At 42.2% G+C, this 14,076-nt stretch carries 14 protein-coding genes; 9 read left to right on the forward strand and 5 right to left on the reverse strand.

From position 1 onward, the window contains the following. Positions 1 to 77 precede the first annotated feature (77 nt). On the forward strand, positions 78 to 707 hold the full coding sequence (locus NST85_RS10275) for a TraX family protein (protein ID WP_341189226.1): 630 nt from the start codon (positions 78 to 80) through the stop codon (positions 705 to 707). 13 nt (positions 708 to 720) lie between these two features. After that, entirely contained in the window at positions 721 to 1,644 is a 924-nt protein-coding gene (locus NST85_RS10280; protein ID WP_341189227.1) for a M14 family metallopeptidase, read from the forward strand. 61 nt (positions 1,645 to 1,705) lie between these two features. Here the strand turns inward: NST85_RS10280 and NST85_RS10285 are convergent, their stop codons facing one another. Together NST85_RS10285 and NST85_RS10290 are read right to left on the reverse strand one after the other, a co-directional pair. Continuing rightward, complete coding sequence (locus tag NST85_RS10285) at positions 1,706 to 2,518, reverse strand: ATP-binding protein (RefSeq protein WP_341189228.1); 813 nt, start codon at positions 2,516 to 2,518, stop codon at positions 1,706 to 1,708. A gap of 487 nt (positions 2,519 to 3,005) precedes the next feature. Next, positions 3,006 to 3,746: a LytR/AlgR family response regulator transcription factor gene (locus NST85_RS10290; RefSeq protein ID WP_341189229.1), complete on the reverse strand. Its 741-nt coding sequence runs from the start codon at positions 3,744 to 3,746 to the stop codon at positions 3,006 to 3,008. A 222-nt stretch (positions 3,747 to 3,968) separates the two neighbouring features. On the opposite strand from NST85_RS10290, the gene NST85_RS10295 reads away from it, so the two are divergent. From NST85_RS10295 to NST85_RS10310, 4 genes are all read left to right on the forward strand, one after another. After that, the gene (locus NST85_RS10295) at positions 3,969 to 4,895 is read left to right on the forward strand and encodes an ABC transporter ATP-binding protein (protein ID WP_341189230.1); all 927 of its coding nucleotides are present in this window, start codon (positions 3,969 to 3,971) and stop codon (positions 4,893 to 4,895) included. Next, positions 4,892 to 5,689: a hypothetical protein gene (locus NST85_RS10300; protein WP_341189231.1), complete on the forward strand. Its 798-nt coding sequence runs from the start codon at positions 4,892 to 4,894 to the stop codon at positions 5,687 to 5,689. The genes NST85_RS10295 and NST85_RS10300 overlap by 4 nt, the downstream gene beginning before the upstream one ends. A gap of 168 nt (positions 5,690 to 5,857) precedes the next feature. After that, positions 5,858 to 6,160 (forward strand): iron-sulfur cluster assembly accessory protein, encoded by a 303-nt coding sequence (locus NST85_RS10305; protein ID WP_307393423.1) that lies wholly within the window; start codon positions 5,858 to 5,860, stop codon positions 6,158 to 6,160. Positions 6,161 to 6,219: 59 nt separating this feature from the next. Beyond that, positions 6,220 to 6,453 carry a DUF1450 domain-containing protein gene (locus tag NST85_RS10310; protein ID WP_127195083.1) on the forward strand — a complete coding sequence of 78 codons (234 nt, stop codon included), beginning with the start codon at positions 6,220 to 6,222 and terminating at the stop codon, positions 6,451 to 6,453. Positions 6,454 to 6,576: 123 nt separating this feature from the next. Here the strand turns inward: NST85_RS10310 and NST85_RS10315 are convergent, their stop codons facing one another. Together NST85_RS10315 and NST85_RS10320 are read right to left on the reverse strand one after the other, a co-directional pair. After that, positions 6,577 to 8,424 carry an LTA synthase family protein gene (locus tag NST85_RS10315; RefSeq protein ID WP_341189232.1) on the reverse strand — a complete coding sequence of 616 codons (1,848 nt, stop codon included), beginning with the start codon at positions 8,422 to 8,424 and terminating at the stop codon, positions 6,577 to 6,579. A gap of 135 nt (positions 8,425 to 8,559) precedes the next feature. Further along, positions 8,560 to 9,705 carry a THUMP domain-containing class I SAM-dependent RNA methyltransferase gene (locus tag NST85_RS10320; protein ID WP_127195081.1) on the reverse strand — a complete coding sequence of 382 codons (1,146 nt, stop codon included), beginning with the start codon at positions 9,703 to 9,705 and terminating at the stop codon, positions 8,560 to 8,562. 135 nt (positions 9,706 to 9,840) lie between these two features. Between NST85_RS10320 and NST85_RS10325 the strand changes: the two genes are divergently transcribed. Beyond that, on the forward strand, positions 9,841 to 10,470 hold the full coding sequence (locus tag NST85_RS10325; protein ID WP_341189233.1) for an O-methyltransferase: 630 nt from the start codon (positions 9,841 to 9,843) through the stop codon (positions 10,468 to 10,470). Here the strand turns inward: NST85_RS10325 and NST85_RS10330 are convergent. Continuing rightward, positions 10,453 to 11,664 (reverse strand): MFS transporter, encoded by a 1,212-nt coding sequence (locus NST85_RS10330; protein ID WP_127195079.1) that lies wholly within the window; start codon positions 11,662 to 11,664, stop codon positions 10,453 to 10,455. The two genes, NST85_RS10325 and NST85_RS10330, sit on opposite strands and share 18 nt — an antisense overlap. Positions 11,665 to 11,873: 209 nt before the next feature. On the opposite strand from NST85_RS10330, the gene hemE reads away from it, so the two are divergent. Beyond that, entirely contained in the window at positions 11,874 to 12,935 is a 1,062-nt protein-coding gene (hemE, locus tag NST85_RS10335) for a uroporphyrinogen decarboxylase (protein WP_307393409.1), read from the forward strand. 199 nt (positions 12,936 to 13,134) lie between these two features. Then, entirely contained in the window at positions 13,135 to 14,076 is a 942-nt protein-coding gene (gene hemH / locus NST85_RS10340; RefSeq protein ID WP_341189234.1) for a ferrochelatase, read from the forward strand.

Genomic DNA, 14,076 nt, shown 5'->3' on the forward strand with positions numbered 1-14,076 from the left:
CTAGGCCAAGAGGACTTTTGTGGTTTCATGGATACGCTTTCTTTTAGTGCGAACAAAATAATGAAAGGAGCATGTGTATGCAATTAATTGCCATGCTTACCATGTTGATCGATCATATCGGACTCTTATTCTTCCCAGATCAAATGCTCTGGAGAGTGGTTGGTCGGATTGCATTTCCCCTTTATGCCTATGCGCTTGTTCAAGGATATGTCCATACATCTTCATATTCGAAATATGTATTTCGGCTGTTCTGTATTGCAGCTTTATCGCAAATTCCCTATCAACTGGCATTTAATACAAACAGGTTGAATGTAGTTGCATCCTTGTTTGTAGCCATATTGGCACTTCGTTTGCTAAGCAAGATACGGTCGGGGATTCTGGCAACGATGCTCATAGCTATGATATGTGTGTTTCTTGAAGTATTTCCTTTTGAATATGGGGCATATGGACTACTACTTGTGCTTATATTCAAATATGCGAAGTCTCACGAGCTGTTTATCATGCATCTGTTACTTAATCTAATTTATATGTTCTCTTACGGCTGGGTGATCCAATTCGTAAGTATTATACCAACTTTAGTCATCGTATATGGTCCGGGGATATGGAGTAGGCTTGAAACTAGGTCTTTGCCAAGCTGGATATGGCGGGCATTTTACCCGGTTCATCTTGTGATATTGATGATCGTGGGTTATTTTATCGGAAAATGAAGGAGGGATTTAATTGACTTCTACAGCCAATGACGCTCCTCAGTCGATCGTATCCGTAAAGGGCGGGTATCGATATGCTGATTTGGTGGATCAGTGTGAACACCTTCTGTCGAAATACGATTTCCTGAATAAAGAGGTGATTGGCACTAGTGTGCTGGGCAAACCTATTATTGCGCTGATTCTGGGTACTGGACATGAGCAGGTACATCTCAATGCAGCGGTCCACGCCAATGAATGGATCACTACCCCGCTGTTGCTGCGGTTTATTGAAGAGTTAGCTCAGGATATCAGCTTAGAGGGGAACGTCAACAAGGAGTGGGAGGGCAAAGACTGGCTGGAAAAGGTGACGATATGTGCTGTCCCGATGGTGAATCCTGATGGAGTTGATTTGTCGCAGGACGGGATACCGAATGATTGCCCCTTCGCGAATGAACTGGAGAAGTGGAACGGTGGGGATCACGATTTCAGTCGCTGGAAAGCTAACATTCGTGGCGTAGATTTGAATGACCAGTTTCCAGCTTGCTGGGAAGAGGAAGTTGCCCGCAGGGGAACGTCAGGGCCAGCTTCACAGGATTATGGAGGGTTGGAGCCCCTTTGTGAACCTGAGGCGAGTTGTCTAGCCGAATTAACGCGAGCGCGGAGTTTCGACCGAGTGATGTCGCTTCATACGCAGGGAAGAGAGTTGTATTGGAATTACAGGGATATGGAGCCGTCTGGAGCAGAAGAAATGGCTGCACGGATAGCAGCTGCGGGGGAGTATCAGGCTATTAAATTATCTGGAAGCGATGCCGGATATAAAGATTGGTTCATCAGCGAGTTTAGGCGCCCAGGATTTACGCTAGAGGCAGGGGAAGGGGTTAACCCACTCCCACCGGAACAGTTCGAAGGAATTTATAAGGAAGTGGCGCCTATATTGGCTCAGTTTATCCGGGGGTAACCCCGGATTTTTTCAATTCAAATGTAAATGGGTTCTTCACTCGGGCAGAACGGAAACATCCTTAGAATGAGGGTAGAACCTGCTGTGTCACTGCCTCTCTTTCGATATTAAAAAGAACAATTTCAACTTGAAATAAGCTGTTGTCATAAGAAATATCCAATAACCCGTTACAATCTTCTACGGTCCTTTTTACATTTTTCAAGCCAATGCCATGGACTTGCTTGTTAGATTTCGTAGATGCGATCTCGCCTTTCATATTTGTACGAATTTCATGTACATACGGATTTTGAATTCGAATGAACAAGCTTTCATTAAGATATTGCATATGTACTTTTATGTAACGCTCTAGATTCTCTTTATCTTTGCACGCTTCAATTGCATTATCTAATGTATTTCCTAGAATAACACTGATTGTTGTTGTATCAAGCTCCATCTGTGGTGGGATGTTTAAATCGAAAGTAAAAGGGATGTGGTACTTTTCAGCGGTTTGCCTTTTGTAGTTGAGAATGGAATCGATAATAATATTTCCACTATGGCAGACTCCTGCGGGGTGTTCCATACTACCAAGTAGTTTATCTAATTCATGTAGGTCCTTTTTTTCTACACCTGATTGTAGTTTTGCACGTAGTCCCACCAGAATATTTTTGAAGTCATGTTGAGACTTGAACGACTCCTCTTGCATTTCTTTGGTCATAAGATATTGATTTACATAGTAAGCGTTTTGTTGCTCTAATAATTGGCTCTTATTCTTCGCAGATTGCACACATAAGACCCGATCGCATAAGACAAATAATAAGAAGTTTATGATAAGCAATCCACCGGAAGTGATGGAGAATAGGACTGGATAAGTCCGGAAAAACATGTTAGACGTCAATAAGGCTATTCCCATAATGCTGATAAGTGGACAAAAGAACAAGAGGCCCCAATACCAACTGGACAAACTTCCCTCACCATATGATGTAGCTATTCGCGTTGAAATTAACACCAACATAAACATCAGGAGCTTTGAGAGAAACAGGTTAATAATATAGCCCTTTGATGAATAAGCAGCCGGCATTACAACGTCACTAAGTAGTATAAGAGCAAATACAAAAAAAGCGGCACATACCCTCCATTTAAGACTGCCCCTATAGAAAAAAGTTAACAAGACAACTAAACCTATATTTAGCATAAGCATGACTATGCCAGGGATTGGACACAAGCGCAGAGCAGCGCTACATGCGAAATATATAGAATAGAGTATGTACAAATGGATCTTTCTTTCCACCCGGCACACAAAACAGTGACTGTAGAAATAGTGAATGATGACGGACAGAAATGGGAGTGTAGCTAGATAAAAGAGTTCTTCATAGAATACATCGCTAAGTTCCAATAAGATCCCCCCTGAACTTCAAATAATGTTTTCTGACAGAGGAACTGTTCTTCTCACTGATAGGTAATTCTATCCCTGTTGTGAGTATGATCTTCCTACTAAGTATTTCTTTAATAAAGTAAAAATTCACGATATACGACTGATGTATTCTGATGAATTCTCTGATAGGAAGTTTTTTCTCTTCTTCGTTTAATGTACCGTAATATTCGATTCTATCAACTCTAGTGTTTAGAATAACTTGTCTTATATTACTCTCCAAATACATGATATCCCGAAAGGGAACTAAAAATTCTTTACCCTTTTGATGTACGGGGAGGAAGTTTATTGTGCCTTGTTGGCGTTTACGAATGGCTTTGTGAATGCTAGGAATCAGTTTGTTATTAAAATTGTCCGTATCAATAGGCTTCTTAATGAACCCCGATGGTTGAACATCGAAAAGTTGTAGATGATATTCTTCGTGGCTAGAGATATAGATAAGCTGCACCGCATCATTCTCATCATTCGCCCGTAGTGTGTGCCCCGCCGTGATCCCATCCATGCCTGTCATCTCGATGTCCATACAAATAATATCAAACGGGCAACCACTCCGAACTGCGTTAGAGAAGCTCTCTCCTGAGTAGAAAATATAAACCTCTATTTGTTCAGCAAAGTTATGCTGAGTATCCATGATTAGCATCTCAATCTGCTGAGTTACCTTTAAGTCATCATCGCAAATAGCGATATGAATCATTTCAACACTCCGTTCAACAATCCTCGACCTCAATTGGCGGAATTTGTATGTTATATGCATTATTCTATAGACACTTTTGGGAAAATCAAGCGAACCCAGAAAGTTCATTTGCCGAACCTTAAAAACGACATAAACTACCCTAATTTTAACAAACCGTGCCTTGATCCAGTGAAATTATGCTAATTAGTAAGTACGCAGTAACACAATAGAGGAGGCCTTTATTTGAATACAACGATTTTCGAAGCAAAAGGATTAACCAAACGGTATGGATCATCACTTGCACTGCAGGATATCAATATGACAATCGATCCAGGTGATATATATGGTTTTGTTGGAGAAAATGGTGCCGGGAAAACCACCCTCATGAAAATGATAGGCGGCCTGGTCCATCCGACCGATGGAAAAATATCGTTGTTTGGGAAAAGTGACAAGAAAGATCTCAATTACGCTAGACGTCAGGTTGGATTTCTAATTGAAATGCCAGCCTTGTATCCTCATTTAAATGCAGAAGAAAATCTAATATTTTATTGCTGTACTTATGGCATTAAGGATGATCACAGAATAAGGATAGCCGATGTGTTGCAGGCTGTGTCTTTGTCAGATGCTGGTAGTAAGAAAACGAGTGATTATTCTCTTGGAATGCGGCAGCGTTTAGGACTAGCAATTGCGTTGCTTAATAACCCAAAGTTTCTGGTTCTAGACGAACCTATAAATGGTCTTGACCCATCTGGGATTGTAGAAGTGCGAAAGATTCTGGAGCATTTGGTCAAAGAAAGAGGAGTTACTATTTTAATATCGAGCCATATTTTAAATGAGTTGCAACTATTGGCTACCAAATTTGGTTTTATCCATCATGGGCGGTTAATCAAAGAAATCTCTGCAGCTGAATTGCTGAAATCGGCGGAAACACGGATCTGTATTCAAACACCAAATCCAGACCTAGCTGCCCAAATCCTGAAGTATGAACTTCAACTGGAATCCATAGTGATTACTGAAGCTGGAGAAATTCAAATTCCTAAAGAAAATACGGACCTAGAAAAACTGATGTCTATTCTTCTACAGAAAGGAATTCAAATGGAAGGAATCAACGTATCTACCCCTAATCTTGAAAACTACTACATGGATCTAATAGGAGGGGCTAACTCATGAGAAATTTTCTGAATGGCCAAACTTTTTATTTGAAAAAGGATACAACTTTTCGAAGCATCTGCTTCATATTTCTTATTGGAAGCATTGCGCTGCTAGTTTTGACAGTATCAAAAGGCGGATTGGATATTAGTAGCCCAATGAAACCTCTAAGCATGGCTGCTTCTTTTTCACTTTTTCTGTATTTTGTTATTCCGATGCAAGCTTGTTTTTTTTCAACAGAGGGATTTGAATATGGATCCGTCAAAAATATTATCGCCTCAGGACAGAGTAGGACGTCTTATTTTATGGGGAAGTTTCTTTCGGAGATCAAAGTCATCATATGGTGTGTGCTCCAATTTACAGGCCTTTTCTATGTTTTGTATATGATTGTAACCCTAATTTCAGGCGCTCATATTGGAGATGACAGTCTAAGAGAAGATGCAATAGCCGGATTTACTGCACTTGGTTTCAATATTATGTATCTGGCCGCCTACTCTGCCATCGTCATGATGGTGGGGATGCTCGTTAGAAAAACGGCTTCCGCGATAATCATCACTTTTGTCATCATATTCGGTGATTTTTTACTAAGCGGGTATCTTAAAGACTCTTCTTCTGCTTTTTTGCGCATGGTTTCTGACAATACACTAATGACTCAGATTTTGAAGTTTTCCGGCATGTATGTTAAAGATTCAGAGAGAGTGTTGTTAACAAGCATGAACGATTATGTTCACGTAGGCCTTATCCCATTGATTATCATAGCCATCTGTTTAACCGTTACCGTCATTTCTTTTGAGAAAAGAGATATTCATACTTAATAAGCTGTGCTTTTTGTCGGCATCAAGCGTGTGTGAACTTTAGATCCAGACATTCCTTCAAATATGGCTCGTGAAGTGGTAAGCTTGGCTTTGCTGCTGCTTGCACGATGCGACATGTTTCTTTACAATAGGAATGTTAGATAGTTCATACGCGATAGGAGAGATCATATGAGTGTCAAAATTACCCGCAATGCGGCTAAGGTGATAAAGAAAGAGCTGGACAAGGAAGAGAACAAGGGACATGCACTGAAGGTGTTCATTACTCATGCGCATGGAGATCATGCTCATTACGGTCTAGATTTGACCAAGCCAACCGATAAAGACAATGTTGTCTCAACAGATAAAGAAATCGATGTGATCATTGATCCAAACGAGCCTTTACTTGAAGGTATAAAGATTGATTATCTGTATTTCCCAGAAGAAGGCTTTGTCATAACTAATCCTTCCAAAGGAAATCACGGAGATCACTAGAAGAACAGTGTAGGTGTAAGGGTAGCCTTATATCATTATACAAAAAGAAGGGATTTACAATGGCTAACGATATTCGCATATGTGAAAAATGTAATCATATACGTATGAAGACGTTTATACCCAAGTTGCAAAAGCTAGCACCGGATGCGGAAATTACAATTGGGTGCAAATCTTATTGCGGCCCTTGCGGCAAACGTCCCTTCGTATACATCAACGGTCGGTATTTAAGCGCACCGACTGAAGATGAGGTGCTAGCCAAAGTTGCACCATTTGTGAAGAAACCAAAGGTATAAAGCTCTTCGGAAATAATAGTATATTACAGCAAAAGGCTGCCTATATCTTTGGATATAAGCAGCCTTTTTTTCGTGTGCGGATCGGAAACTTACTTGAATTTCAATTAATCTGTTTTACTCAATCTATTGTTTAGTTCGTAATTCCGGAATAAGATCGTCTGAGATCACCTTGTCAGAGAGCGCTAGTCGTTTCTTAGCTTCCTGATATCCAATGCGACATTGCTGGGCAGCAACCGTCTCACGAGTACCTAGATCGTAACAGGTGCCGTTCTCGAACAAATTGTCGGGTGAAGGTACATAATATTGATTAACGTCTGTAAAGGCGCCTGAACGCAACACAACAAAGTTGTCATTAAGGTCACCATCGAATAGATTATTGCCCATCATGTAATATTTTTCGGTTGATATACCAAGTAAATGGAGCAATGAAGGGGCCATATCCAGTTGACCGCTCGGCTCGTCATAGATACCGGCTTGTTGTCCATCTGGTAAATGAATGAGCAATGGCACCTGATTCATGATTTGTTGCATATCAAGATCGGATAAGGATTTCCCGAGGAACTTTTCGTAATCCACTTGTTCAGGAAGCGAATTGTCATGATCTCCGTAAAGGTAGAGAATCGTGTTGTCCCACAACCCATCCTTTTTCATTCCATCGACTAGCTCACCTAATGCCTCATCCATATAATGGATCGACTCGAGGTAGTTGCCAAAGATAGAGCCTTCGAATTCCCCAACATCCAAACTTTGTACAGAGGCTGGAAGAGAGTAAGGATGATGACTCGTTAATGTGATTAGGAAAGAATAGGTGGGCTTACTAGCCTTGTTCATAAATTCAAGTGATTGACGGAAGAACGATTTATCACCAAGCGACCAGCCAAGTGATTCATCCATCACATAGTCTTTTTTGGTGTAAAAGTGGTCATAACCCATTGCATTATACATATTATAACGATTCCAGAAGCTACCTTCATAAGCATGGAAGGCACCAGTCTCATAACCATGACTCTTAAGAATTTGTGGCATAACGTCAAATGTATGATCGGGATAACGGACAAATACTGAACCGGTTGGCAGTGGGTGTAGTGAACTTTGGGCCGAGAAATCAGCATCTGAAGTACGGCCTTGTCCTGTTTGATGATAAAAATTAGAGAAATACATACTTTCTTTCATCAGTTTGTTGAAGTTCGGTGTGATCTCTTGTCCATTGATCTTTTGGCCGATCATGAAGTTCATAAACGCTTCTACTTGGACGACCATCACATTACTATCCGCATAAGCACCAAAGGTATCATTCTTAACGTTACGGCTAGCGCTAGCAGCATCAAACCATTGCTGTATCTCGGTGCTTTCCTGCGTAGACAGAACGGGCTTATTACCCAGATGCTCCTTGCTGTATTGATAGATGTCATAATAATGAAAACCAAGTAATCCAGTGGCATTGTAGAGAGAAAGATTCCACCAATTACCTTCAAATAATTCACTAGCCCAGGTATTTGCATATGATTTGATCGGTCCTATCGTCATAATAAATCCTAAAATAAAAACGATAATACCGGTAGCGAAACGGCGTAAATGCGGCCGTAGCTTCTTGTGTGATGACATGTGGTTTGAAAAGCTGCTGGGGAACGTTGAACGAGTGCCTTTTTTATAATGATGGCGGTACAAGATGATGGCAAACACGAGAATGAACCATATTACCCAGTCAGCAACGAGCCAAAGATCTGAGAGATGAATCAGCGATTTGATACTTTCTCCAAGTTCTCCTACTTGTCCAGCCTGTAATAACACCGGAACCGTAATGAAATCTCCGAAATATCTGTAATACACTAGATCAGAGAAAATAAGTGCCGTAAGCAATACATTTAACACACATAAAGCGATGGATCTTGCCCCTTTTGGCAGCCAGAAGGTCCAGAATGATAGTAGCATGATGGAACCTAGTGCAATGAGATCATCCAGCCGAGTCATATCAATATATCTGGCATGCAAATTCCCGTGGAGGAATTTGAGTTTATAAAAAATGGCAAATAAAAAAATAAGGTACCTTAGCATTCTTCAGCCCCTTTTCCAATTAGAATGGGAGAAACCCTCCCTCTAGGTCAATTAATGACGCGGAGGAAGGGGTCCGAAATACTGATAATATTGACATTCGATTCGGCCGTTAAAAAGCTTGCGTCGTTTGTCTGCTTTGCGATGGAAGATCTCTTCAAACCGCTCAGTGGGGCTAATTGCGAAGAATGACCAGGTTGGAAGTTCGGCAGATAAGCGACCAAGGTGGGCGATAAGCTTCCGTACTTCTTTCTCTTCCCCAATCCGTTCTCCATAAGGAGGATTAGTGATAAGGCATCCATAATCCCCTTGGGGTTGAATTTGTATGGCTGGTGCTTGGAGGAATTTGATCTCCTTCGAGAACCCTGCGGCTTTAGCTGATGCGATGGATATTTCAATCGCTTCTGGGTCAATATCACTTCCGGTAATGTTCAAAGGAATATCATCTGTCACCGCATCATAGGCTTCTTCTCTAACTTGTTGCCATAAGGCTTCAGGCAGAACAGGCCATGACTCGGAATTAAAGGTCCTGCGAAGCCCTGGAGCGATATTCCAAGCAATCATCGCAGCCTCGATAGGAAGCGTCCCTGATCCACAACATGGGTCATAGAATGGACGGGAAGGGTTCTGATTCCAACGACTTAAGAGAATGAGGGCCGCAGCCATCGTTTCTTTAAGTGGTGCTTCCGTTGCATGTTTACGATAGCCCCGTTTGTGTAATGCAGGTCCGGTAGTATCCAACGTCAGTAAAGCTTTATCGTTCAGCAAAATGATCTCAATGACGTAGCGTGGTCCGGTCTCTTCAAACCATTCCGTATCATAAGAAAGCTTAAGCTTCTCGACGATCGCCTTCTTGACGATACCTTGACAAGCTGGAACGCTGCTAAGCTGAGATTTATGTGATCTACCCTCTACAGGGAATTCTCCATCAGCAGGAATCCAATCTTCCCATGGTAAGGCTTTGGTTCCTTCAAATAATTCGTCAAATGTTTGGGCTGTGAATTCGCCCATCTTAATTAGAATGCGGTCGGATGTCCGTAACCACAGATTACATTTACAGATATCAATGTAATCTCCAGTAAAGTTAACACGGCCATTTTCGACGACGGTATCACGGTAACCTAACTCATTTAGTTCACGCGCTACAACAGCCTCAAGTCCCATTGGGGCAGTAGCGATTAGATTCAATTGTCCTGGCATATTAGCATATCAACTCCATTTAAACTTGTAGAAGTGGCTCTTACTTGTGAGAAAGCTGCAAAAACCATACAATTCAGTATAGGACAATGTGAAGCTAGATACAATCAGGTAGCTTACGAAAGGAGTAAATAACTTATGCAAACCCCTGAACAATATAGCGAGGATTTATATTTGAAGGACGAGGTATTGGAGCAAGTAAGGCAATCCATTCTGGATAGTGGTTTAAATGACGTATCCATCGAAACAGGTTATGGACGCTTATTAACGTTGCTGGTCATGTCGTCTGGAGCCAAGTCCATACTAGAAATCGGTGCACTTGGTGGATATAGTGGGATCTGCCTTGCAAGAGGACTACGTGAGGACGGGAAATTGTTGTCTCTTGAACTCAAGGAAGCTAACGCCCAATTGGCGAAGAATAACCTAGTGAATGCGGGATTCGGACATGCGGTAAATTACATGATCGGCCCGGCACTAGACAGCCTAGAGGAACTGGAGAGCCGAGGCGATCGGTTTGATTTCTTCTTTATTGATGCGGATAAAGAGAACTATCCAAACTACTTAGAGTACGCCATACGATTGTCACATCCTGGAGCACTCATCATTGGTGATAACACGTTTCTTCGTGGAAGAACGTTAAACAGTGACAAAAATGGGCCTTCCGTATTGGCCATGCGTAAATTCAATGAAATGATTGCTAGGGACGAGCGGTTGATCAGTGCTTTCCTTCCCTCTTACGATGGACTTGCCTTAGCCAGGGTTAAGTGATTTAGGCTTACTATATAGCTTCATTCTTACCCAAATGGTGTTGATGAATAGAAGAACACCAGAGACGATAAAGAGACCTTCGATTCCAATATACCCGGATAGAAATCCACCTATGAGTGAGCCGAGCATGTTTCCTAGCGCGAGTGTGCTGCCGTTGAAACCATAAGCTCGGCTCTCCATGCCTTTAGGTGTATAGAAACGGATCAGCGCATTGACACTGGGTAGTAACCCTCCCATGAATATCCCCATTAGAAAACGAATGAGAATGAGTTGCCACACCGTATGAACGAACGCTTGAGGTATTAGTGTAGCCGCCGCACCTATTAAGGAGAAGGTTAAGATGCGATGGGCACCAACTGAATCGCTGAGCCTACCGAGCAGCGGTGAGGTAATCATGTTGGAAATACCTGTAACAGCTATGACAAACCCGGCCCAGAATGGCACGTTAGTAGCTACTCCGTGAAGTTTCTCTACATATAGAGGAAGGAGTGACATCGGACTTAGCATAGCAAATTGCAGTAAGAAGGTTACGGCGAACAACGCTGTAAGCTGTGGAGTTTTGTTCAACTCGCGAAAACCCTGAAGTACAGAGATTTGCGGTGCTTGGGCTGCTTCTTTACGATCGAACTTCTCGCGAACGAATAGTAATGCAAGGATAGAAGCAACAAACAACAAGGTGCCAGTAATATAAAATATCGGCCGAAAACCAACCCATTCAGCTAACAGTCCCCCAATGAGCGGACCGAGAATAGTACCAGCGACATTACCAGATTGAATCGTTCCCATGGCGAAGCCCATTCGCTTTTCGGGTGCAGTTCCTGATATGAGCGATACCGCAGCTGGATTAAATCCGGAAATCGTCCCATTAAGTAACCTAAGAGCAAGTAAATGCCATGGCTGTGTCGCAAACCCCATGAGGGTAATAACGATGGCCATTCCAAAACCAGAACGTAGTAGCATAATCTTCCGCCCATATTTATCGGCCAATTTCCCCCATAACGGTTGAAAAATAAATGAAGTTGCAAAATTGGCAGCAAAGATGGCTCCAGCCCAGAGCCCAATTTGGTGCTCTCCCTGAACATGCAAATCTCTTGCCAAGTAGAGCGATAAGAACGGGGTAATCATAGTCATTCCTGCATTGACCAGGAACAGTCCGAACCAAAGCACAATGAGATTGACTTTCCATGTCTTCAAAGTGCGTTCACTTCCTTTTCTAGTAGTCTCGTTGTAGGCGCAATCTTCTCAGTATATCACAGTTTCTGGAATGATCTGGACCCGTTGAGGAACTCTAACAGGACTTGTCATACTATTGTCATGGGTATTGTGTCTATGACAGTTGTTACTTACTTTTAAAAAGGGCATAATATAAGTTGGATAAATTTAAATTATTGGAGGTCTCTTTCATGGCTTATAACGACCGGTTTATTCGTGCCTGTCAAGGACGGGAAGTGGACCGTCTCCCGGTTTGGTACATGCGTCAGGCAGGTAGATACGATCCGGAATACCGTAAGATTAAAGAAAATTATAGTTTGCTTGAAATATGTCAGCAGCCGGAACTGGCGGCTGAAGTAACGCTAATGCCAGTTAGGAAACTTGGTGTGGATGCGGCTATTTTATATTCGGATATTATGAATCCGGTTGCTTCGATTGGCATTGATTTTGATATCGTTAAGAATATTGGACCTGTCATTCACAATCCAATTCGTAACGCGGAAGATATCAATCGCTTAAAGCCAATTGATGTGGAGAAAGACCTGTCACATATTCTTGAAACGATTGCTATTCTCGATCGTGAACTTGACGTTCCACTAATAACTTTTGCTGGTGCTCCCTTTACGATTGCCAGTTACTTAATTGAAGGTCGTCCATCCAAAAGTTATATCCGCACGAAGAGTATGATGTACAGTGAACCGCAGTTGTGGCACTCATTAATGGACAAACTCGGTGACATGGTGATTACGTATTTGCGCGCTCATGTGAAGAGCGGGGGTAAAGCCTTCCAACTATTTGACAGCTGGGTAGGTGCTTTGGCTCCAAGAGATTTTGAAAAGTTCGTACTACCGACGATTACTCGTATTTTTGCCGAACTTCAGGATTTGGATGTACCGAAGATATATTTTCCAGGGGTGAGCTCTGGAGAACTACTCCCTAAGCTTACAGGTCTGCAAGCGGATGTCATCGGGATTGATTGGCGCGTGTCCATTGAGGAAGGACGCCTGCGGACGGGCGGAAAGTTTGCAATTCAAGGTAACCTGGATCCCTATATCTTGACTGCCCCAATGGATATAATTAAACAGCATGCAAAAGATATTATTGACGAGGGTATCAAGCAACCTGGTTTTGTGTTCAATTTGGGACACGGTTTATTTCCAGAAGCTTCACTTGAGAAGCTGCGTGAACTGACAGAATATGTTCATCAATACTCTGCTGAAGCAATCGCACGACAGGGTTCATTGCAAAAGTGAATTAAAAGAAAAATGACATTTGCTACTAGAGTGAAATGATTCTGAAGAAGCGGAGCGTTCGCCTTTGTCCCCGAATTTCAACCAAATAAAACAGTTTAATTAAGAAATTCGGGGACAACAGCGATCGTAAGAACATTTCACTATAGTAGCATAGTCTTTTGGATAGAAATCCAAATAACAATATCGAGGTGAGGCAAACATGGCAACTAAAGTTGGTGTATTAGTCATGTCATATGGAACACCAGAAAGCTTGGAGCAAGTAGAATCTTATTATACGCACATTCGCCGTGGTCATCCTCCTACAGCTGAACAGCTTAAAGATTTAAAGGATCGTTATGAAGCCATTGTGGGTGGAGTTTTCCCTTTGCGTGCCAATACGAATAATCAGGTGGCCTCCTTACAAGAAGCATTGAATGCGCGAAGTACAAATGCTGAAGTGGAGTTTATATGCTATCAGGGATTAAAGCATGCTAATCCGTTTATTGAAGATGGCGTAGCCAAAATGGCTGAGGACGGAATCAAGGAAGCTATCGGAATTGTACTGGCACCTCATTACTCAGTTATGAGTGTGGGTAGTTATATTAAACGGGCTGAAGCTAAGTCAGAGGAACTAGGGATTTCGATGAAATTCATTAAGAATTATCATCTACATCCAAGTCTCATTGAGGCGTTGGCAGCTAGAGTATCAAGTAAGCTGGATCAATTCGTTGAAGCAGGTGCGGAGCGAGACAAGGTACGGGTACTATTCAGTGCGCACAGTTTGCCGGAGAAAATCCTGCAAATGGGTGATCCTTACCAAGATCAATTACTTGAAACGTCAAGAGCGGTAGCTGAGAAGACAGGGGTAACTTCGTGGCAGTTCACTTGGCAAAGTGCCGGACGTACGGCGGAACCATGGCTTGGTCCAGACATTCTGGACACACTACGCACCTTAAGTCAGGAACAAGTTGAAGATATTCTTGTGGCACCGATAGGCTTCGTGTCAGACCATCTTGAAGTGTTGTATGATCTGGACATTGAGGCCAAAACCATTGCGAAAGAATTGGACATGCGGCTTGAACGGATTGACTCGCTAAACAGTGATCCACTCTATATGGAGACGATGAGCGATGTCATTATCAAGACATGGGAGAAGGAATAA

This window comes from Paenibacillus sp. FSL K6-2524 (assembly GCF_038005525.1).
GTDB lineage: Bacteria > Bacillota > Bacilli > Paenibacillales > Paenibacillaceae > Fontibacillus > Fontibacillus anaericanus.

Coding starts and splice junctions, on each gene's coding strand:
- NST85_RS10275 (WP_341189226.1), top strand. CDS start 78: ATGCAATTAATTGCCATGCTTACCATGTTGATCGATCATATCGGACTC.
- NST85_RS10290 (WP_341189229.1), bottom strand. CDS start 3,746: ATGATTCATATCGCTATTTGCGATGATGACTTAAAGGTAACTCAGCAG.
- NST85_RS10300 (WP_341189231.1), top strand. CDS start 4,892: ATGAGAAATTTTCTGAATGGCCAAACTTTTTATTTGAAAAAGGATACA.
- NST85_RS10305 (WP_307393423.1), top strand. CDS start 5,858: ATGAGTGTCAAAATTACCCGCAATGCGGCTAAGGTGATAAAGAAAGAG.
- NST85_RS10310 (WP_127195083.1), top strand. CDS start 6,220: ATGGCTAACGATATTCGCATATGTGAAAAATGTAATCATATACGTATG.
- NST85_RS10315 (WP_341189232.1), bottom strand. CDS start 8,424: ATGACTCGGCTGGATGATCTCATTGCACTAGGTTCCATCATGCTACTA.
- NST85_RS10320 (WP_127195081.1), bottom strand. CDS start 9,705: ATGCCAGGACAATTGAATCTAATCGCTACTGCCCCAATGGGACTTGAG.
- NST85_RS10325 (WP_341189233.1), top strand. CDS start 9,841: ATGCAAACCCCTGAACAATATAGCGAGGATTTATATTTGAAGGACGAG.
- hemE (WP_307393409.1), top strand. CDS start 11,874: ATGGCTTATAACGACCGGTTTATTCGTGCCTGTCAAGGACGGGAAGTG.
- hemH (WP_341189234.1), top strand. CDS start 13,135: ATGGCAACTAAAGTTGGTGTATTAGTCATGTCATATGGAACACCAGAA.